14 protein-coding genes and 1 tRNA gene are annotated in these 19,249 nt (G+C 71.0%); 10 read left to right on the top strand and 5 right to left on the bottom strand.

The genetic code is table 11. From position 1 onward, the window contains the following. Positions 1-2: 2 nt before the first annotated feature. Entirely contained in the window at positions 3-2,738 is a 2,736-nt protein-coding gene (locus OG252_RS40630) for an exo-rhamnogalacturonan lyase family protein (RefSeq protein WP_266442913.1), read from the top strand. 7 nt (positions 2,739-2,745) lie between these two features. Here the strand turns inward: OG252_RS40630 and OG252_RS40635 are convergent, their stop codons facing one another. Beyond that, entirely contained in the window at positions 2,746-5,178 is a 2,433-nt protein-coding gene (locus OG252_RS40635; protein ID WP_443068453.1) for an SCO7613 C-terminal domain-containing membrane protein, read from the bottom strand. A 66-nt stretch (positions 5,179-5,244) separates the two neighbouring features. On the opposite strand from OG252_RS40635, the gene OG252_RS40640 reads away from it, so the two are divergent. Further along, positions 5,245-5,691 carry an SRPBCC family protein gene (locus tag OG252_RS40640; protein WP_266442918.1) on the top strand — a complete coding sequence of 149 codons (447 nt, stop codon included), beginning with the start codon at positions 5,245-5,247 and terminating at the stop codon, positions 5,689-5,691. A 39-nt stretch (positions 5,692-5,730) separates the two neighbouring features. After that, positions 5,731-5,802, top strand: a tRNA-Val gene (locus OG252_RS40645). Positions 5,803-5,885: 83 nt separating this feature from the next. On the opposite strand, the gene OG252_RS40650 is transcribed toward OG252_RS40645, so the two are convergent. Beyond that, positions 5,886-6,614, bottom strand: a complete 729-nt coding sequence (locus tag OG252_RS40650; RefSeq protein ID WP_266442920.1) for a 3'-5' exonuclease — start codon at positions 6,612-6,614, stop codon at positions 5,886-5,888. Positions 6,615-6,806: 192 nt separating this feature from the next. On the opposite strand from OG252_RS40650, the gene OG252_RS40655 reads away from it, so the two are divergent. The 3 genes from OG252_RS40655 to thrS all read left to right on the top strand — a co-directional run bounded on the left by OG252_RS40655 (position 6,807) and on the right by thrS (position 10,665). After that, entirely contained in the window at positions 6,807-7,373 is a 567-nt protein-coding gene (locus OG252_RS40655) for a DUF4365 domain-containing protein (RefSeq protein WP_266442922.1), read from the top strand. Beyond that, positions 7,370-8,596, top strand: coding sequence for a hypothetical protein (locus OG252_RS40660; protein ID WP_266442924.1), 1,227 nt, complete (start codon positions 7,370-7,372; stop codon positions 8,594-8,596). Before OG252_RS40655 ends, OG252_RS40660 begins: the two co-directional genes overlap by 4 nt. Before the next feature lie 92 nt (positions 8,597-8,688). Then, positions 8,689-10,665, top strand: a complete 1,977-nt coding sequence (thrS, locus tag OG252_RS40665) for a threonine--tRNA ligase (RefSeq protein WP_266442926.1) — start codon at positions 8,689-8,691, stop codon at positions 10,663-10,665. 28 nt (positions 10,666-10,693) lie between these two features. On the opposite strand, the gene OG252_RS40670 is transcribed toward thrS, so the two are convergent. Continuing rightward, on the bottom strand, positions 10,694-11,428 hold the full coding sequence (locus OG252_RS40670; RefSeq protein ID WP_266442928.1) for a potassium channel family protein: 735 nt from the start codon (positions 11,426-11,428) through the stop codon (positions 10,694-10,696). Here OG252_RS40670 and OG252_RS40675 point away from each other — a divergent pair, their 5' ends adjacent. Continuing rightward, the gene (locus tag OG252_RS40675; protein WP_266442930.1) at positions 11,429-11,989 is read left to right on the top strand and encodes an HIT family protein; all 561 of its coding nucleotides are present in this window, start codon (positions 11,429-11,431) and stop codon (positions 11,987-11,989) included. It abuts the gene before it with no gap. 42 nt (positions 11,990-12,031) lie between these two features. On the opposite strand, the gene OG252_RS40680 is transcribed toward OG252_RS40675, so the two are convergent. Beyond that, positions 12,032-13,693 carry a hypothetical protein gene (locus OG252_RS40680; RefSeq protein ID WP_266442931.1) on the bottom strand — a complete coding sequence of 554 codons (1,662 nt, stop codon included), beginning with the start codon at positions 13,691-13,693 and terminating at the stop codon, positions 12,032-12,034. Between the two features lie 208 nt (positions 13,694-13,901). Further along, positions 13,902-16,100, bottom strand: coding sequence for an elongation factor G-like protein EF-G2 (locus OG252_RS40685; RefSeq protein ID WP_329345321.1), 2,199 nt, complete (start codon positions 16,098-16,100; stop codon positions 13,902-13,904). Positions 16,101-16,352: 252 nt separating this feature from the next. On the opposite strand from OG252_RS40685, the gene pgsA reads away from it, so the two are divergent. From pgsA to OG252_RS40700, 3 genes are read left to right on the top strand one after another with little or no spacing between them, the layout of a single operon-like run. Continuing rightward, positions 16,353-17,102 carry a phosphatidylinositol phosphate synthase gene (gene pgsA, locus OG252_RS40690; protein WP_266448745.1) on the top strand — a complete coding sequence of 250 codons (750 nt, stop codon included), beginning with the start codon at positions 16,353-16,355 and terminating at the stop codon, positions 17,100-17,102. After that, on the top strand, positions 17,099-18,019 hold the full coding sequence (locus tag OG252_RS40695; protein ID WP_329342460.1) for a phosphatidylinositol mannoside acyltransferase: 921 nt from the start codon (positions 17,099-17,101) through the stop codon (positions 18,017-18,019). Before pgsA ends, OG252_RS40695 begins: the two co-directional genes overlap by 4 nt. Further along, a complete protein-coding gene (locus OG252_RS40700) occupies positions 18,016-19,185 on the top strand; it encodes a glycosyltransferase family 4 protein (RefSeq protein ID WP_329342462.1) in 1,170 nt (389 codons plus the stop codon). The genes OG252_RS40695 and OG252_RS40700 overlap by 4 nt, the downstream gene beginning before the upstream one ends. The last annotated feature ends 64 nt before the right edge of the window (positions 19,186-19,249 follow it).

Consider the following 19,249-nt stretch of genomic DNA (forward strand, 5'->3'; position numbering starts at 1 on the left):
TTATGTCTCCCATTCCCCGCAGGTCCCTTCTCAAGGCGGCCGCGGTCGCCGGAGCCGCCGCGCAGTTCAGCTGGGCGCTAGGAGCCAAGGATGCTCAGGCGGCGCCGAGAGCCGCCGAGGCCGACGCCGATCCGGTGACCCTGGACTGGCTGGAGGACGGCGGTCTGGGCGCCGCCCCCGGCTCCACACTCGGCGTCCCCTGGCCGAAGGGCACCTACCAGGAGGACCAGAAGTTCGCGATCACGGACGCGGACGGCAAGGCCGTGCCCGTGCAGTCCTGGCCGATCGCCTACTGGCCGGACGGCTCGCTCAAGTGGACCGCTCACGCGGTGAGTTCGGGAACGGGCAAGCTCACCCTGACCGCGGGCGAGGCCGCCGCCCCCGCCAAGAAGGTGACCGTCGACAAGAGCGGCGGCACCATCGACGTCTCGACCGGCGTGATCACCGCGAAGATCGGCAAGTCCGGCGCCACCCTGATCAAGTCGGTCACCCGCGGTTCGACCGAGATCGCCAAGAACGGCCGGCTCGTGCTGATCCGCCAGCCCGAGATCGAGGACGAGGACCAGGGCGCGGTCAAGACCGAGCGTTTCGAGGGTGCCATCTCGAAGGTCGAGGTCGAGCAGGACGGCCCGGTCCGCGCGGTCGTCCGCATCGACGGCAAGCACCGCAAGGGCAACCGGAGCTGGCTGCCGTTCTCCATCCGGCTGTACTTCTACGCGGGCGCCGACTCCTTCCGCATGGTGCACACCATCACCTTCGACGGCACCCAGGAGCCCGGCAAGGCCAGCGGCGACTTCATCCGCGGCCTCGGCGTCCGCTTCACCGTGCCGATGCGCGACCAGTCGTACGACCGCCACATCCGCATCGGCGGCGACGGCACCGGTCTGCTGCGCGAGGCCGTCAAGGGCATCACCGGACTGCGCCGCGACCCGGGCGCGGCCGTGCAGGCGGCCCAGTACGCGGGCCAGAAGCTGCCCGACCCGGCCACCTGGGACCAGCGCGTCACCACGCGGCTCCAGTACATCCCCGAGTGGGGCGACTACACCCTCTCCCAGCTCTCGGCCGACGGCTTCAACCTCCGCAAGCGCACGAAGAAGGGCCACGGCTGGATCGGCGCCGGCGGCGGCAAGCGCGCCTCCGGTTTCGGATACGTCGGCGGCGCGAGCGGCGGGTTCTCCTTCGGCCTGCGGGACTTCTGGGAGAAGTTCCCGGCGCAGCTCGACATCCGCGACGCCCAGACCGAGGAGGCCGAGGTCACCCTCTGGCTCTGGTCGCCCGAGGCGCAGCCCATGGACCTGCGCTTCTACCACGACGGCATGGGCCAGGACACCTTCGCCGAGCAGCTCGAAGGCCTCAACATCACCTACGAGGACTACGAGCCCGAGTTCGGCACCCCCTACGGCATCGCCCGCACCTCCGAACTCCTCTTCTGGGCCAACGAGTCGACGCCGAGCGCCGAGAACCTCGCCGAACAGGTCGAGGCCGTACGGGTGCTGCCGCAGCTGGCCGCCCCGCCCAAGCAGCTCATCAAGGCCGGGGTCTTCGGCCCGGGTCTGTACGCCGAGCCGGACCGCTCCACGCCCGCCAAGGCCAAGATCGAGGACCACCTCGACTTCCTCTTCACCTACTACAAGGACCAGGCGGAGATGCGGCGGTGGTACGGCTTCTGGGACTACGGCGACATCATGCACTCGTACGACACGGTGCGGCACCAGTGGCGCTACGACGTCGGCGGCTACGCCTGGGACAACTCGGAGCTGTCGCCGGACCTGTGGCTGTGGTTCGCGTACCTGCGCAGCGGCCGCGCGGACATCTTCCGCTTCGCCGAGGCGATGACCCGGCACACCGGCGAGGTCGACGTCTACCACCTGGGCCAGTGGGCCGGCCTCGGCACCCGGCACGGTGTGCAGCACTACGCCGACAGCGCCAAGCAGCAGCGCATCGCCAACACGACGTACCGCCGCTACTACTACTTCCTCACCGCCGACGAGCGGGTCGGCGACCTCATGCACGCCAACGTCGACTCCGACGAGACGTTCCTCGTCCTCGACCCGATCCGCAAGATCCGCACCGAGCCGTACACGCCCGACCGGCACGCCCTGTCCATCGGCTTCGGCACGGACTGGAGCGGTCTCGTGTCGGCCTGGCTGACGGAGTGGGAGCGCAAGGGACCCAAGTGGGAGAAGGCCAAGGCGCGCATCCTGTCGACCATGGAGACCATCGCCGCCCAGCCCAACGGCTTCGTGCAGGGCACCGGCCTGTATGACCTCGACACGGGCAAGTTCGCCGTAGCCGACAAGCCGGTGGTCGGCGTCTCGCACCTCTCCGCCGTCTTCGGGCTCAACGAGCTGTGCGCCGAGCTCATCGACCTCGTCGACATGCCGAAGTTCAACGAGGCGTACTTCGACTACTGCCGCTACTTCAACGCCACCAAGGCCGAGCAGGCCGCCCGCTACGGCTCCAACTTCGGCTCCCTGCTGCTGTTCCAGGGCCACTCGCGCCTGGACGCGTACGCCGCCGTCCAGACCGGGGACGAGAAGCTCGCCAAGCGGGCCTGGGACAAGTTCTACAACTCGGACGGCTACAAGGAGTCGGCGCCCTGGAAGACCGAGGAGCTGAGTGGCCCGGCCACGCTCGTGCCGGGCAGCGAGGCCACCTGGGTGTCCACGAACGACACCTCGCTCTACGGCCTCGCCGCCATCGAGAACCTGGCGCTGCTGGGGGACAAGATGCCGTAGCCGACGGCTAGTTCATCTTCCCGAGGACCTCCCGCACCCGCCGGACGTCCCGGATGCGCTGCTCGTACGTCGCCCCGAGTGCGAGCAGCAGCAGTCCGGCGAGGGCGGGAGGCACCCAGCGGGGGAGCGCGTCGGTGACCTGGACGAGGTAGGGCGCGAGTTCGTGCAGCGCGTCCAGCGCCAGTACCCAGCCGCCGAGCAGGAGCGGGGCCTGGAGGTGGTGCCGGGCACCCAGCAGGGTGACCAGCAGTGCCGCGACGCCCAGCAGCAGGGGGCGCGTCCAGTGCGCGTCGCCCCAGGCCGCGACCAGGCTCGGCAGGAGGGTGGCGGCGAGGCCGGGGCCGTACGCCGTCCAGGACGACGCCCGCGGGTCGCGGCGCCGGCGCAGGACGCCGAGGAGCAGCGCCGGGGCGGTGACCGGGAGCGTGTACGCCTCGGGCGTCTCGACGTCCCAGGCCGCCAGGCGCACCCAGGTGGCCAGCACGAACAGGGCGGCGGCCGCGTAGCCGACGGGGCGGCGGTCCGGGCGGATCGCCGTACCCGCGGCGATCACTCCGCCGAGGGCCAGCACCAGGGCCAGCAGTGGCGGGTCGGCGAGGGCGAGTCCCACGGCGAGCAGCCCGGCGGCGGCCCCGGTCGCTTCGACCGGCACGGTGGCCGGGGCGCTGCCCAGCCGTGCGGCCAGCAGGGCAGCGGCCACGGGGACGGCCAGGACGAGCAGCGCGGTGTGCGACGGCTGCCAGTCCAGGGCGGCGCCGGTCGCGCAGGCGAGCGCGGCGGCGTAAGCGAGCGCGGCCGGGGTCGTGACCGGGGCCAGGCGCGAGGGCCACGAGGCCGCCGCGAACAGCGCGGTCAGGACGCAGAGAACGGTGACCGTCGCGGTCTGCGAGGCGAGGGAGAGGAAGGCGAGGCTGAGAGAGGTGATGAGAGCGAGGACAAGGGCGGTGAGCTGACTGGACGTGAACGGACGGGCCGACGTTCCGTCCGGCGCGGCTGCGCCTCGGCGTACGTACACCGCCGCCGCGAGCGCCCCGGCCGTCAGGACCCCGTGAGTCACCAGGCTTGTCCAGTACGGGAGTTCGAACACCGCCGGAAGCACCAACACCCCCGCCCATGTCAGGCCCAGCGCGCCGCGCAGCGCCCGAGGGCGCCAGACCACGTTCCGGACCGTGAGGGCGAGCACGGCTGCGACGGCCGCCAGGACGAGGGGAGCCGTCTGCGCGTGCTGCGGCCACAGCCCGTCGAGCGTCACCGCCGCGCGGGCGTCGGACGGCGTGCCGCTCCACGCGTGCTCCACCCATTCGACCGGCCCCAGCACCGCCAGACCGACGACGGACAGCGTCCACAGCAGGGCCAGCGCCTGTACGGCGCCCGAGGCCCAGGCGAAGCCGTGCCGCACCGCCTCCGGCAGCCGCCCGGCCCGCACCGCGGCCAACAGGGCGATCCCGCAGGCCAGATATACCGGAACCGTCCACACCTCCGACAGCGCAGGACGCGCCACCCCGCCGAACGCGGCGACCACGAGCAGCCCGGCGGTGCCGGCGAGGCCGAGGGCCCGCTTCTCGTCCTGGCTCCGCCACGCCGCGCCCAGCGCGATCGCCGCGCCGAGGAGGAGGAGCGCCGCCGCACGGGCGGCGGCGCTCGGGCCGGTCGCTGTCAAGGACAACAGGCCGGCGGTCAGTGCGCCACAGGTGCCCGCGCCGTACGCGCCGACGGTGGCGACGACCCGTACGGACCTGGCAGTCGCCCGGAACGCCACCACCGTGTCGAACCCGGCCGTCACCAGGATCGCGGCCGTGACCCCGTAGGGAACGGCATCGGCGGCCAGCGACCAGAGCAGCAGCGGGAATTGGGCCGACACCAGGGCGGCGGGGAGGGGCAGACGCAGGTCGCAGGTCGTCGGCAGCAGGCCGTACGCGGCCCACAGCACGGCGAGTACCGCCGACGCCACCGCCGCGTACCCCGTGCCGTCCGCCCCCGCGAGGGCGGCCTCGTGCAGGGCGTAGGCGTCGAGCACCGTCAGCGCGAGCCCGAGGCCCGCCACCGACTCGGCCGTCGACCGCAGCCCCCGCTTCAGCAGCACCGCCGGCGCCGCGAGCGCGGCCAGCGTGACCGCGCCGAGTACCACGGCCCGCCCGCCGATGCCCAGGTGACCCCAGCTGACCAGCGTGAACACCATCGCGGCGATGGTGAGCAGGACGCCACCGAGCAGGAGCAGCACGTTCTGGACGCGCGGTGCGGGAGCCTCGGGGCGGGGCGGCGCGACAGGCGCGGGCCACGCCTGCTGCAGGGCCGCGACCAGCCAGGCGCGGCGAGCCAGCAACTGGGCCCGGCGGGCATCCAGTTGCCACAGCTCGGCATCGAGGAGCCGCAACTCCTCGGCAGGGGGCGGAATGTGCGTCATGCCGACGAGTGTGGTCCGCGTCACGTCGTACGGCATGAGTGCGCGTACTCATGCCGTACTCAAATACGCCTCACCGGGCCCGCACAGGGGCAGACTCCGGTCATGGACTGGACCCGTTACCGCTTCCGCAGCCGGTGGACCCTGCCCGCGTCGCCCGTCGCCGTGTACACGGCGCTGGAGCGAGCCGAGGACTATCCGCGCTGGTGGCGGCAGGTGCGCGAGGTGAACCGGATCGACGCGACGACCGGAGTGATCACGATCCGTTCCTTCCTGCCGTACGACCTGACCTTCACCGCCCGTGAGGTGCGGCGTGATCCGGCGGCCGGGATCCTGGAGATCGCCATGACCGGCGACCTCGACGGCTGGGCGCGCTGGACGATCACCGCGGACGGCGCGGGCAGCCTGGCCCGCTACGAGCAGCTGGTCGAGGTGAACAAGCCGCTGCTGCGGCGGTTCGCCGTCCCGGGACGGCCGGTGTTCCGCGCCAACCACTGGCTGATGATGCGCTCCGGGCGGCGCGGTCTGGCCGGCCACCTGCAAGCGGTTTGAAGGAAGGGCGCGGGGACCTGTATTGTTCGGTGCGTTCCCGGGCGATTAGCTCAGTGGGAGAGCGCTTCGTTCACACCGAAGAGGTCACTGGTTCGAACCCAGTATCGCCCACCGGGAAAGCCGGTCCGTCCCAGACGGACCGGTTTTTTGTTGCCCCTACCCGTTGCTCTACTTGTTGCCCCTGCTTGTTGCCCCTACGCGGCCGCCGCCGGCAGATCCGGACGCAGTGGCCACGCCGGGTCCACCGCCTCCTCCGTGCCGCTGCGCGCGAACCAGGCCTGCAGGCCCCGCGCCTGTGCCGCGTGCCACACCGCCTGCAGGGTGTGCAGTTCGGCCGGGCTCAGCCGCTCCAGCCGGGCCGCGAAACGGCGCCCCACCGCCCGTGCGACGTCCATCGCGGCCAGCGCGTCGGCACCCGCGTCGTGCGCGCCCTCCAGCGAGACGCCGTAGTGCTCACACAGGTCGGTGAGGGTGCGGCGGCCCTTGCGGTAGCGGTCCAGGTGCTTGTCCAGGACCCGCGGGTCGAGCACCAGCAGGGGTGAGCGTTCGAACCAGCGGTCCAGGGACGAGGCGCGATGGCGGCGCAGCTCCCGGTCCAGGATCGTCAGATCGAACGGCGCGTTCATGACCACCAACGGGCGGCCCACCGTGGCCTGTTCGGCCAGCGCCTCGGCTATCTCGTACATCACCGGCGCCGGCCAGCGGCCGTTGCGCTGCAGATGCTCATCCGTCAGTCCGTGCACCTCCGTCGCCCCGGCGGGCACCGGTACGCCCGGGTTCACCAGCCACCGCGTCACCCGCGGCCGGGTTCCCGGTGCGTCCTGGACGACGACGGCGGCCGACACGATCCGGTCGGACTCGACGTCGACACCCGTGGTTTCCGTGTCGAATGCGGCCAGGGGCCCTTCGTACCAGCACGTCATACCTACACAACCCCTCGTTCACCCACGGCAGCTGACGCCCCGTCGTCTGCCCCGTTTGGTGATACCCGGGCTGTTTGCGCCGTACGCCGGAAGGACACAACAGGAGTACGGGTCTTTGCAGTTCAGCGGCCCGGCGCGGGATTCACTCTGCCCAGGCGTGGGCATTTCACTTGGCTTGGAAGGCTGTTGGTCATGGCGATAGCCCAGCCCGAGCGGGGCGGGCTGCTGCCCGAACGCACGGGCCCCCAACGCGGCACACTCGCCACCACCGCCTGCATGGAAACCTTGCAGGTGGGCTACTTGCACGCGGTCGCGGCGGCCGCCGGCTGCTCGCTGTCCCAGCCCTTTCCGGACAACGGCATCGACTGGCACGTCAGTCACGGCTCACCCGGGCACACCGTCGACGACGAGGTGACCATCAAGGTGCAGCTGAAATGCACGTACCAGATCCCGCCGAACCCACCCGGCCGCACCTTCTCCTTCACGCTCGACAACGACCACCTGCGCAAGCTCGCCCGCACACCGGTCTCGGTCCACAAGATCCTGGTCGTGATGCTGGTCCCACGGTCACAGGACCAATGGCTGCGCGCCGGCCACGACCGGCTCGACCTCAGGCACTGCTGCTACTGGGTCAACCTCGCCGGTCACGCCATCACCGGCCGGAACCGGACCACCGTGCGCATCCCGACCTCGCGCATCTTCGACGACCGGGCGCTCTGCGAGATCATGACGCGGGTCGGGACGGGAGGCAGACCATGACGCACCGCCCGCTGGAAGAACCACTGCGACCCGTACGACCGCACCCGGTCGAGCAGGCCGCCGTCGCCTGGAACCGTTCCCCCGACCCGGCCGAGGTCGACCCCGCGGTGCTCGGTGCTCTGCTGCACCGGCACGGCTGGCGGAGGCGCGGGGGAGCGGCCGGACGCTACGGCCGCTGGACCCCGCCGGGACCGGGCGGCGGCGGCACCAGCCTGCTGGTGCCCGAGAGCCGGGCCTTCCCCGACAGCGAGGACCTGCTCGGCGAGGCGCTCCTCGCGCTGTCCCGCAGCGGAACGCCCTCCGCGCGCGAGGTGCTGGTCTCCCTCGCCGTGCCCAGCGACGAGATCCGCTGGTGGCGCGACGTCCCGACCGGTCCCGCCGGAGCCACTCCCTGGACCGTCGAGGAACAGCTGCGCTCGGCCGCCCGCCAGATGCTGCTCGCCGGATCGCTCGCCACGCGCGCGCGTGCGGGCTATTACGGCGCCCGCTACCGGCGCACCGCCGCCGCGTCCCTGGAGAACATCCTCGTCGGCTCCGCATCCGGCGGCCGCCGCCTGACCGCCTTCGTGCCCGTCGGCACCGGCCGCCCGCTCGCCGTACGCCTGCACCAGGCCCTGTACGCCGCCCGCGAGGCCATCGACTACCAGCGGGCCACCGGCGGCATGGACGCCTTCGACGGCGCCGTCGAGGCGGGCGTCAGCCGCGAGCTCACCGAGGCGCTGATCGTCCTCGTGCGCGGTACGGAGGGCGCCCGCATCGGCGTCGAGTGGGCACCGGCGGCCGGGGTCCCCGAAGGGTGTGCGGCACCAGCAGAGGCCGTCGAGTTCTCGCCCGGCGACCTGCCCGTGCTGCGCGAGGCCGGCGCCCGCTATCTGCGCGAGGAGCCCTCGGTGCCGGTGCGGATCACCGGCGCGGTGGTCCGGATGCGCAGGTCGGGGCCGCGCGGGGACGGGTCGGTACGGCTGCGGGTGATCGCGGGCGCCGAGATCCCGCACGTCCGGCTCACGCTGGACGAGGAGTCGTACCGGATCGCCGGGCACGCGCACCTCGTCGGACTGCCGGTGCGGGTGCACGGGCGGCTGGAGAGCCGGGGCGGCTTCCGGCGGCTCACGGGCGCCTCCGGAGTCGTACCGGTGCAGGTCGACGAGGCCGAGCGGGACCGGCTGATGAAGTCGCTTCAGGAAAATCTTGACTTCTTCGAGGAGGCCTGCGGCGGGGACTGATTTCGCGGTGGGCGGCCCGGGGTCGGTACGATCGCCTATTGCGCACGCAATAGGTTGTGGGTTGCGCATCCACCTTCAGTCAGGAGAGACCGGTGTCAGACGTCCGTGTGATCATCCAACGCGATTCCGAGCGGGAAGAGCGCACGGTGACGACGGGCACCACGGCCGCCGAGCTCTTCGCCGGCGAGCGCTCGATCATCGCCGCGCGCGTGGGCGGCGAGCTCAAGGACCTCGCGTACGCGCCCGGCGAGGGCGAGGTCGTGGAGCCGGTGGAGATCTCCTCCGAGGACGGCCTGAACATCCTGCGCCACTCCACCGCGCACGTGATGGCGCAGGCCGTGCAGGAGCTCTTCCCCGAGGCCAAGCTGGGCATCGGCCCGCCGGTCAAGGACGGCTTCTACTACGACTTCGACGTCGAGAAGCCGTTCACGCCCGAGGATCTCAAGGCCATCGAGAAGAAGATGCAGGAGATCCAGAAGCGGGGGCAGAGGTTCTCCCGCCGTGTGGTCACCGACGAGGCGGCCCGCGAGGAGCTGGCGTCCGAGCCGTACAAGCTGGAGCTGATCGGCATCAAGGGCTCCGCTTCCACTGACGACGGAGCGGACGTCGAGGTCGGCGCCGGCGAACTGACGATCTACGACAACCTGGATGCCAAGACCGGTGACCTGTGCTGGAAGGACCTCTGCCGCGGTCCCCACCTGCCCACCACCCGGAACATCCCGGCGTTCAAGCTGATGCGCAACGCCGCCGCCTACTGGCGCGGCAGCGAGAAGAACCCGATGCTCCAGCGCATCTACGGCACCGCCTGGCCGACCAAGGACGAGCTGAAGGCGCACCTCGACTTCCTCGCCGAGGCGGAGAAGCGCGATCACCGCAAGCTGGGCAGCGAGCTGGACCTGTTCTCCATCCCGGAGCAGATCGGCTCCGGCCTCGCCGTCTTCCATCCCAAGGGCGGCATCATCCGCCGCGTGATGGAGGACTACTCGCGCCGCCGCCACGAGGAGGAGGGCTACGAGTTCGTCTACACCCCGCACGCGACGAAGGGGAAGCTCTTCGAGACCTCGGGCCACCTGGACTGGTACGCCGACGGAATGTACCCGCCCATGCAGCTCGACGAGGGCGTGGACTACTACCTCAAGCCCATGAACTGCCCGATGCACAACCTGATCTTCGATGCGCGCGGTCGTTCGTACCGTGAACTTCCGTTGCGGTTGTTCGAGTTCGGGACCGTGTACCGGTACGAGAAGTCGGGCGTCGTGCACGGCCTGACCCGTGCCCGCGGCTTCACCCAGGACGACGCGCACATCTACTGCACGCGCGAGCAGATGTCCGAGGAGCTCGACAAGACGCTCACCTTCGTCCTCGGCCTGCTGCGGGACTACGGTCTGACCGACTTCTACCTGGAGCTGTCGACCAAGGACCCGGAGAAGTTCGTCGGCTCCGACGAGGTCTGGGAAGAGGCCACGGAGACCCTCCGTGAGGTAGCCGAGAAGCAGGGCCTGCCGCTCGTTCCCGACCCGGGCGGTGCCGCCTTCTACGGGCCGAAGATCTCCGTCCAGACCAAGGACGCGATCGGCCGGACCTGGCAGATGTCGACGATCCAGCTCGACTTCAACCTCCCGGAGCGCTTCGAGCTGGAGTACACGTCCCCCGACGGCTCCAAGCAGCGCCCGGTCATGATCCACCGCGCCCTGTTCGGCTCCATCGAGCGGTTCTTCGCGGTGCTGCTCGAGCACTACGCGGGCGCCTTCCCGGCGTGGCTGGCCCCGGTGCAGGCGGTCGGCATCCCGATCGGGGACGCGCACGTGGAGTACCTGGAGAAGTTCGCCGCCGCGGCGAAGAAGCAGGGGCTGCGGGTCGAGGTCGACTCCTCCTCCGACCGCATGCAGAAGAAGATCCGCAACGCCCAGAAGCAGAAGGTGCCCTTCATGGTCATCGCGGGCGACGAGGACATGGCGGGCGGCTCGGTGTCCTTCCGCTACCGCGACGGCTCGCAGGAGAACGGCATCCCGTTCGACGAGGCCATCGCGAAGATCGCGAAGGTCGTGGAGGAGCGGGCGCAGGTCTGATCCGCTGTAGGTGAGGCCCCCGGCGAGTTCATCCCGCCGGGGGCCTCTCGTCGTCCTCGGCGGAGAAGACCTGGAGCAGCCATGAGGCGAAGGTCCCGGTCACCGCGCCGAGCAGGGCCATCCCGATGCCCATCATCCCGATCGCGATCAGGCGTCCGACCGGCGTGACGGGGACGACGTCGCCGTAGCCGACGGTGGCGAGGGTGGAGCAGGTCCACCACACGGCGTCCCCGAAGGTCAGGATGGTCGCGTCCGGTGCTCCGTGCTCCTGCTGGTAGACGCCGAGGGCACCGGTGAAGCCGAGGAGGAGGGTCGACAGCCCGGCGTAGGCCATGACGCGCGCGTGCAGTGCCAGCCGGGGCCGTCCGTGCCGGCGCTGCACCGTCTCGTACACCTTGACGACCCGCAGCGGCCGCAGCAGCGGCAGGACCAGCACCACGGTGTCCAGCAGGTGCGTCCGTACGAAGCGCAGTCGCTGCCCGCTCAGCCGCCAGCGCACCGCGTAGTCGACGGCGAACAGTGCCCAGGCGGCCAGGGTCAGGGAGAGGCAGAGGTCGAGCAGAGCGTCGGGCAGCTCGTCGGCGAGCACGCGGACCGCGTACGAGGCGAGGAACACCAGCGAGGCCACGGCGAGCGGGATCTCCGTGCGCCGCTCCCAGCGGGCCTTGGGGCTGTCGTCTTCCGGCGCATAGTCCACCGGCCCAGCTTGGCCCGGGACGCTTTTCCCACAACCCGGCGACACGGCGCGAACGGGCGAAGTCATATGCTGCACTGCATGACGAGTGAGCCGGAGCAGCAGTGGGGCGTGGGGACCCGGGACGCGTTCCAGCGTCTGTGGACGCCCCATCGGATGGCCTACATCCAGGGCGAGAACAAGCCGACCGGCCCCGGTGCCGACGACGGCTGCCCCTTCTGCTCGCTACCGGCCAAGTCCGACGAGGACGGCCTGATCGTCCGGCGCGGTGAGCAGGTCTACGCGGTGCTCAACCTGTACCCGTACAACGGCGGCCACCTCATGGTGGTGCCCTACCGTCACGTGGCCGACTACACGGACCTGACAGACCCGGAGACGGTCGAGCTCGCCGCGCTGACCAAGCAGGCGATGACCGCCCTGCGCACCGCGTCCGGCGCCCACGGCTTCAACATCGGCATGAACCAGGGGTCGGTCGCCGGCGCCGGTATCGCGGCCCACCTCCACCAGCACATCGTTCCGCGCTGGGGCGGGGACACGAACTTCATGCCGGTGGTCGGGCACACGCGGGTACTGCCGCAGCTGCTCGCGGACACCCGCAAGATGCTGGCGGAGGCCTGGCCGACGGTCTGATCGCCGGGCGGGGTGGGGGCTCCTGGGCAGCCCCCGCCGCACCTACGCGTCGTACACGTCCGCCTTCCGCGGCGACGCATCCTGCACCGCCGTGCTGAGGAACGCCGACCGGTTGCCGAACTTCTCCGTGTTCACGCCGTTCTCCTCCAGGACCCGGATCGCCGCCGCGTGCACGACCCGCAGCACCGGCGTGGCCGCGCGCAGCGCGTCGTCGGCCATGAAGCGGTGCCGCCACGGCTTGTCCGCCCAGGCGTGCCGCAGCCCGAAGGGCTCGGGGAGGGTCAGGGTGCCGCCGAGCCAGTTCAGCAGCGGCGGGTACCAGGTCAGGGGCGCCCGGGCGGCCAGGCGTACCACCTCGTCCGCGTCGACCAGCGGGAGCTTCACCTTCCGGGTCTCCCAGAACTTGAGCGACTTCGCGACTTCCTTCTCCTTGGCCTCCGGCTTCGAGGTGAACAGCGAGTGCACCGGGCCCAGCGCATGCCCGGTCACCTCGATGCGCAGCGTCTCGTGCAGCACGGTCACCGTGATCATCATGGTGATGACCAGCTGTCCGTCCCACAGCGTCCACTGCACGCCCAGGTAGTGCCGGTCGCCCGCGCCGAACTGCTGCTTGTTGCAGATGTCCTGTATGGCGTGCGTCTTGATCTGGTACGCGTCGACGTCCGTGCCCTCCGGGCGGGACACCGCCTTCGCGTTCTCCCCGACCGGGGTGACGACCCAGTGCCGTACGGACGCTTTCGGGAAGCCGCCGGTGTTCAGCGTGTTCCGCTCCAGCATGCGCAACTGGTCGTGGATCGACCGTATGACGTCCCAGCTGCGGAAGGGATGGATCTCCCGGTCCGGATGGCGTGAGACCAGGTCCTCGGCGAGCTGCCAGCTGCCCCAGCGGGTGCCCATGCCGAGGATGCCCTTGGGGCCGGCGTAGAACACGGAGTTGGACTGCTGCTCGGCGCTCAGCTTGGCGAGCGACTGGCGCAGTTGCTCGGCCGCGGTCTCGCGGGGGCTGCTCGGCACCGCCTCGGGGACCTTGGCCCCGACGCTGCTGCCGGACAGCAGGCTGTTCCAGCGCTCCCTCAGGTCCGTCGCGGTGCGCTCGCAGATCTGCTTGGCCCAGAACCAGCCGACCACCGGCATGACGATCGCCGCTCGCGCGTACCAGGCCCAGAAGCCGCCGAACGGCGTGCGCACGAGGAAGATCACGGCGAGGGCGCCGACCCCGACGAGCAGGGCCGTGGCGAGGGCTCCGGCCTGCTTGTTCTCGGTCCTCGCCACGGTGGTGCGGATCTGGAAGACCAGCAGCCAGATGAGGAGCCCGGGCAGGAACAGCAGACCGCACAGCACCATGACGATGGTCAGCAGGTTGTCTCGGTCCCTGCGGATGTTGTTCGCCGCGAGGCAGTGCTCGACCACGACCTGTGGCTCGGCGCCGAAGGACTGGATGAGCGGCTTGCGGCCGGCGCCCAGCATGCGGGCGACGACGGCCCCGGAGAAGGCCTCGCCCAGGTTGGGCCTAAAGATCCGCGCCCATTTGCGGCCGTCCTTGACGGTCGACTCGTGCCACTCGCTGTTGGCAGCGAGGATGTCCTTGACGTCGTTGTCCCGATAGGCCGCGGAGGCCAGCGCGAACGTCGCCGTCTGGTCTCCGTCACCCGTGCGCGGCACCTGCGGACCGAAGATGTCCGCGTAACCGCTGTCAACGGTCATTCCCGCCCCCGATCGCCGCGACCCCTGCTCATGCGGCCTTCCCGACTTCCTTGCTTCGCACACCTGTTGATCAGGTCATCAGCGTATCCGCAGGCACGGACATCCGTCGGCGGACGTAGAACATCCCATCCCGAAACGCCCAACATGCCGTGGGCGGACGGCCGAAGCCGCCCGCCCACGCGGAGGGGAGCGTTCCGCGAACGTCCAACTACGAGGCGCTGCCCGCCTCTTCACGGACCCTTTCGGCGATCTGCGGCGGCATCGGCTCGTGCCGGACGTACGAGCGGCTGAAGCGGGCCGTGCCGTGGGACAGGGAGCGCAGGTCGACGGCGTACCGCCCGATCTCGATCTCGGGCACCTCCGCGCGCACCAGCGTCCGCCCGCCGCTGGTCTGTTCCGTGCCGAGCACCCGGCCGCGCCGGCCGGACAGGTCGCTCATCACGGCGCCCACGTAGTCGTCGCCGACCAGGACGGTCACCTCGGCCACCGGCTCCAGCAGATGGATCCTGGCGTCGGCCGCCGCCTCCCGCAGTGCCAGCGCGCCGGCCGTCTGGAACGCGGCGTCGGAGGAGTCCACGGAGTGCGCCTTGCCGTCCAGCAGCGTGACCCGGATGTCGAGGAGCGGGTGGCCGGCCGCAACTCCCTTGGCGGCCTGGGCCCTTACGCCCTTCTCGACGGACGGGATGAACTGGCGCGGCACCGCCCCGCCGACGACCTTGTCCACGAACTCGATGCCCGAGCCGCCCGGCAGCGGCTCCACCTCGATCTCGCAGATGGCGTACTGCCCGTGGCCGCCGGACTGCTTCACATGGCGTCCGCGGCCCGCCGACCTGTCCGCGAACGTCTCCCGCAGGGAGACCTTGTGCGGAACGACGTCGACCTGGACCCCGTACCGGTTGCGCAGCCGTTCCAGCGCGACGTCGGCATGTGCCTCGCCCAGGCACCACAGCACCACCTGATGGGTGTCCTGGTTCTGTTCCAGCCGCATGGTCGGGTCCTCGGCGACCAGCCGGGACAGGCCCTGCGAGAGCTTGTCCTCGTCCGGCTTGCTGTGCGCCTGGATGGCGAGCGGCAGCAGCGGGTCGGGCATCTCCCACGGATCCATGAGCAGCGGGTCGTTCTTGGCCGAGAGGGTGTCCCCGGTCTCCGCGCGCCCGAGTTTCGCCACGCACGCGAGGTCTCCGGCGATGCAGTGGGTGAGCACCCGCTGCTGTTTGCCGAACGGTGCGGACAGTGCGCCGATCCGCTCGTCGACGTCGTGGTCCTCGTGCCCCCGGTCGGCGAGACCGTGGCCGGAGACGTGCACGGTCTCGTCCGGGTGCAGGGTGCCCGAGAAAACCCGCACCAGGGAGACCCGGCCGACGTACGGGTCGGACGACGTCTTCACGACCTCCGCGACCAGCGGCCCGTCCGGGTCGCACAGCTTCAGCTCACGCGGCTTGCCGTCGACCGTGGTGACTCTCGGTGCCTCGCGTTCCAGGGGGGTCGGGAAGCCACGGGTGATCAGTTCGAGGAGCTCGACCGTGCCGAGCCCCTGCCGGGCACCCCCGGCCGCGGGAGCGGCGGCCAGGACCGGGAAGAAGACCCCGCGCGCGACGGCCCGCTCCAGGTCCTCGATCAGCGTCTTGACGTCGATCTGTTCGCCGCCGAGATAGCGGTCCATGAGGGTCTCGTCCTCGCTCTCCGAGATGATCCCCTCGATCAGCCGGTTGCGGGCCTCCTCGATCAGCGGCAGCTGGTCCTCGCCCGGCTCGGACTCCTTGCGCTCCCCGGACGAGTAGTCGAACAGCTGCTGCGACAGCAGCCCGATCAGCCCGGTCACGGGCGCGTGCCCGTCCGGGGCCTGCGGGCCGTGCAGCGGCAGGTACAGGGGCAGTACGGCGTCGGGGTCGTCGCCGCCGAAGGCCTCCGCGCAGATCCGCGTCATGTCCTCGAAGTTCGCCCGGGCGGACTCCAGGTGTGTGACGACGATCGCCCTCGGCATGCCGACGGCCGCGCACTCCTCCCACACCATGCGGGTCGAGCCGTCCACCCCGTCGGAGGCCGAGACGACGAAAAGGGCCGCGTCCGCCGCTCGCAGACCGGCCCTGAGTTCTCCGACGAAGTCGGCGTATCCGGGGGTGTCGAGAAGGTTGATCTTGTACCCGTCCCATTCGACGGGGACCAGGGAGAGCTGCACCGAGCGCTGCTGCCGGTGCTCGATCTCGTCGTAGTCGGAGACGGTGCCGCCGTCCTCCACGCGGCCCGCCCGGTTCACTGCTCCCGTCGTGAGTGCGAGAGCCTCCACCAATGTCGTCTTGCCCGATCCGGAGTGGCCGACCAGCACCACATTCCGTACGGACGCGGGTTGGTCGGCCGCTGTTGCCCTGCCGGCGGCTCCGGGGTGTGCGTTCGCCTTGTCACCCATGGCCTTGCCTCCCGTGCACGGTGAGGTCACTGTGGGCGCGGACATGCGGACCCTCCCCAGACTTCGTCCGGGGGCACCCCAGCGGTGGCGGCTCCGGCGACGCCCGCGGTGTTCTTCGAGCTTTCCACTCTCGTCACGGTGCGTCCATACGGCGGACGCGATCCCGCCGCTCGGTCGTGACACGGGCCGCGAGGTCCCGCCGTGACACGGGCTGACGGTCCCGGACGCCGCCCACACGCGCGCGTGGCTACGATGGGCCAGCCGGTGGCCAGCAGGGGCCGCTCGGCCACACCGAACCTCGGGAAGGCCATGCTGAACAAGTACGCGCGTGCATTCTTCACGCGTGTCCTCACACCGTTCGCCGCGTTTCTCATCCGGCGGGGCGTCAGCCCCGACACGGTGACCCTCCTCGGCACCGCCGGTGTGGTCGCGGGCGCGCTGGTCTTCTATCCCATGGGCGAGTTCTTCTGGGGCACGGTCGTGATCACGCTGTTCGTGTTCTCCGACCTCGTCGACGGGAACATGGCCCGCCAGCTGGGCCGCACCAGCCGCTGGGGCGCCTTCCTGGACTCCACGCTCGACCGGGTCGCCGACGGTGCCATCTTCGGCGGCTTCGCCCTCTGGTACGCCGGACACGGCGACGACAACGTCCTGTGCGCCGTCTCGATCTTCTGCCTGGCGAGCGGCCAGGTGGTGTCGTACACCAAGGCCCGCGGCGAGTCGATCGGCCTGCCGGTCGCCGTCAACGGACTCGTCGAGCGTGCCGAGCGCCTGGTGATCGCCCTGGTCCTGGCCGGCCTCGCGGGCCTGCACAAGTTCGGGGTACCCGGTATCCAGTACCTGCTGCCGATCGCCCTGTGGATCGTGGCCGTCGGCAGCCTGGTCACGCTGATCCAGCGGGTGGTCACGGTCCGCCGCGAATCCGCCGAGGCGGAGGCGGCGGCCGCCCAGGAACAGCAGCAGGAGAAGCCGGAGACCCAGGGGAGCGAGGCGGCGAAGTGAGCGCCCAGGAGCGGGTCACCGACGCGCTGTACGGCCTCGGCTGGGGCGTGGTCAAGAAGCTCCCCGAGCCGGTCGCCGTGCGCCTGGGCCGGAGCATCGCCGACCTCGCCTGGAAGCGGCGCGGCAAGGGCGTCCAGCGGTTGGAGAGCAACTACGCGCGCGTGGTGCCCGACGCGAGCCCCGAACGCCTCGCCGAGCTCTCGCGCGCCGGCATGCGCTCGTATCTGCGCTACTGGATGGAGTCCTTCCGGCTCCCCGCCTGGAGCGCCGAGCGCGTCAGGAACGGCTTCGAGGCCAAGGACCTGCACCATCTCACCGACGGCCTCGCGGCCGGCAAGGGCGTCGTCCTCGCGCTGCCGCACATGGCCAACTGGGATCTGGCCGGCGCCTGGGTCACCACCACGCTGGAGACGCCGTTCACCACGGTCGCCGAACGCCTCAAGCCGGAGACGCTCTACGACCGTTTCGTCGCCTACCGCGAGGGCCTCGGCATGGAGGTCCTGCCGCACAGCGGCGGCACCGCCTTCGGCACGCTGGCCCGGCGACTGCGCGACGGCGGTCTGGTCTGCCTGGTCGCCGAGCGGGACCTGTCCTCCTCCGGCGTCGAGGTCGAGTTCTTCGGCGAGACCACCCGAATCCCGGCCGGCCCGGCGCTGCTCGCCCAGCAGACCGGCGCGCTGCTGCTGCCGGTCACCCTCTGGTACGACAACTCGCCCGTCATGAAGGGCCGGGTACATCCCCCGGTCGAGGTCCCCGAGACAGGTACGCGGGCCGAGAAGACGTCTGTCATGGCACAGGCGCTGGCCGATGCCTTCGCCACCGGGATCGCCGACCATCCGGAGGACTGGCACATGCTGCAGCGTTTGTGGCTCAAGGATCTCGACCCCGCGCGTTCGCCCTCCGGGGGGACCGCGTGAGGATCGGCATCGTCTGCCCGTACTCCTGGGACGTGCCCGGTGGCGTCCAGTTCCACATCCGCGATCTCGCCGAGTACTTCATCCGCCTCGGCCACGAAGTGTCCGTCCTCGCCCCGGCCGACGACGACACCCCGCTGCCGCCGTACGTCGTCTCGGCCGGCCGCGCGGTGCCGGTGCCGTACAACGGCTCGGTGGCCCGGCTGAACTTCGGCTTCCTGTCGGCGGCGCGGGTGCGGCGCTGGCTGCACGACGGCGAGTTCGACGTCATCCACATCCACGAGCCGGCCTCGCCCTCCCTCGGCCTGCTGGCGTGCTGGGCCGCGCAGGGCCCGATCGTCGCCACCTTCCACACCTCGAACCCGCGCTCCCGGGCCATGGTCGCCGCGTACTCGATCCTCCAGGCCGCCCTGGAGAAGATCAGCGCGCGGATCGCCGTGAGCGAGTACGCCCGCCGCACGCTCGTCGAACACCTCGGCGGCGACGCGGTGGTGATCCCGAACGGGGTCGACGTCGACTTCTTCGTCAGGGCCGAGCCCAATCCCGAGTGGCAGGGCGACACCATCGGCTTCATCGGCCGCATCGACGAGCCTCGCAAGGGGCTGCCGGTGCTGATGAAGGCCCTGCCGAAGATCCTCGCCGAGCGCCCGCAGACCCGGCTGCTGGTCGCCGGGCGCGGCGACGAGGAGGAGGCGGTCGAGACGCTGCCGGCCGAGCTCCGTCCGCGGGTCGAGTTCCTCGGCATGGTCAGCGACGAGGACAAGGCCCGTCTGCTGCGCAGTGTCGACCTGTACGTCGCTCCCAACACCGGCGGCGAGAGCTTCGGGATCATCCTGGTCGAGGCGATGTCGGCGGGCGCCCCGGTGCTCGCCTCGGACCTGGACGCCTTCGCGCAGGTGCTGGACCGGGGCGCGGCGGGCGAGTTGTTCGCCAACGAGGACGCGGACGCGCTCGCCACGGCCGCCGTACGACTGCTCGGGGACCCGGCGCGGCTGGCGGAGCTGCGTGAGCGCGGCAGCACGCACGTACGGCGGTTCGACTGGTCGACGGTCGGCGCGGACATCCTGTCCGTGTACGAGACGGTGACGTCCGGCACGGCGGCGGTCGCCGCGGCGTACGACGAGCGGTCGACGGGGTTGCGGGCGCGGTTGGGGCTGGCGCGGGACTGACGAGTCTTCGGGGCGCAGCTGTCAGCGCCGGTCGGCAGTCCTCTGCACGGCCGGCGCCGGCATC

The sequence above is a fragment of the Streptomyces sp. NBC_01352 genome (assembly GCF_036237295.1).
Classification (GTDB): Bacteria; Actinomycetota; Actinomycetes; order Streptomycetales; family Streptomycetaceae; genus Streptomyces; species Streptomyces plumbiresistens.

What these genes read in the sequence shown, in the direction of transcription:
- OG252_RS40675 (WP_266442930.1), top strand. Translation starts at nt 11,429, where the DNA reads ATGCTGCACTGCATGACGAGTGAGCCGGAGCAGCAGTGGGGCGTGGGG.
- OG252_RS40655 (WP_266442922.1), top strand. Translation starts at nt 6,807, where the DNA reads ATGGCGATAGCCCAGCCCGAGCGGGGCGGGCTGCTGCCCGAACGCACG.
- OG252_RS40685 (WP_329345321.1), bottom strand. Translation starts at nt 16,100, where the DNA reads ATGGGTGACAAGGCGAACGCACACCCCGGAGCCGCCGGCAGGGCAACA.
- OG252_RS40635 (WP_443068453.1), bottom strand. Translation starts at nt 5,178, where the DNA reads ATGCCGTACGACGTGACGCGGACCACACTCGTCGGCATGACGCACATT.
- OG252_RS40660 (WP_266442924.1), top strand. Translation starts at nt 7,370, where the DNA reads ATGACGCACCGCCCGCTGGAAGAACCACTGCGACCCGTACGACCGCAC.
- OG252_RS40670 (WP_266442928.1), bottom strand. Translation starts at nt 11,428, where the DNA reads ATGACTTCGCCCGTTCGCGCCGTGTCGCCGGGTTGTGGGAAAAGCGTC.
- OG252_RS40640 (WP_266442918.1), top strand. Translation starts at nt 5,245, where the DNA reads ATGGACTGGACCCGTTACCGCTTCCGCAGCCGGTGGACCCTGCCCGCG.
- OG252_RS40630 (WP_266442913.1), top strand. Translation starts at nt 3, where the DNA reads ATGTCTCCCATTCCCCGCAGGTCCCTTCTCAAGGCGGCCGCGGTCGCC.
- OG252_RS40680 (WP_266442931.1), bottom strand. Translation starts at nt 13,693, where the DNA reads ATGACCGTTGACAGCGGTTACGCGGACATCTTCGGTCCGCAGGTGCCG.
- OG252_RS40650 (WP_266442920.1), bottom strand. Translation starts at nt 6,614, where the DNA reads ATGACGTGCTGGTACGAAGGGCCCCTGGCCGCATTCGACACGGAAACC.
- pgsA (WP_266448745.1), top strand. Translation starts at nt 16,353, where the DNA reads ATGGGCCAGCCGGTGGCCAGCAGGGGCCGCTCGGCCACACCGAACCTC.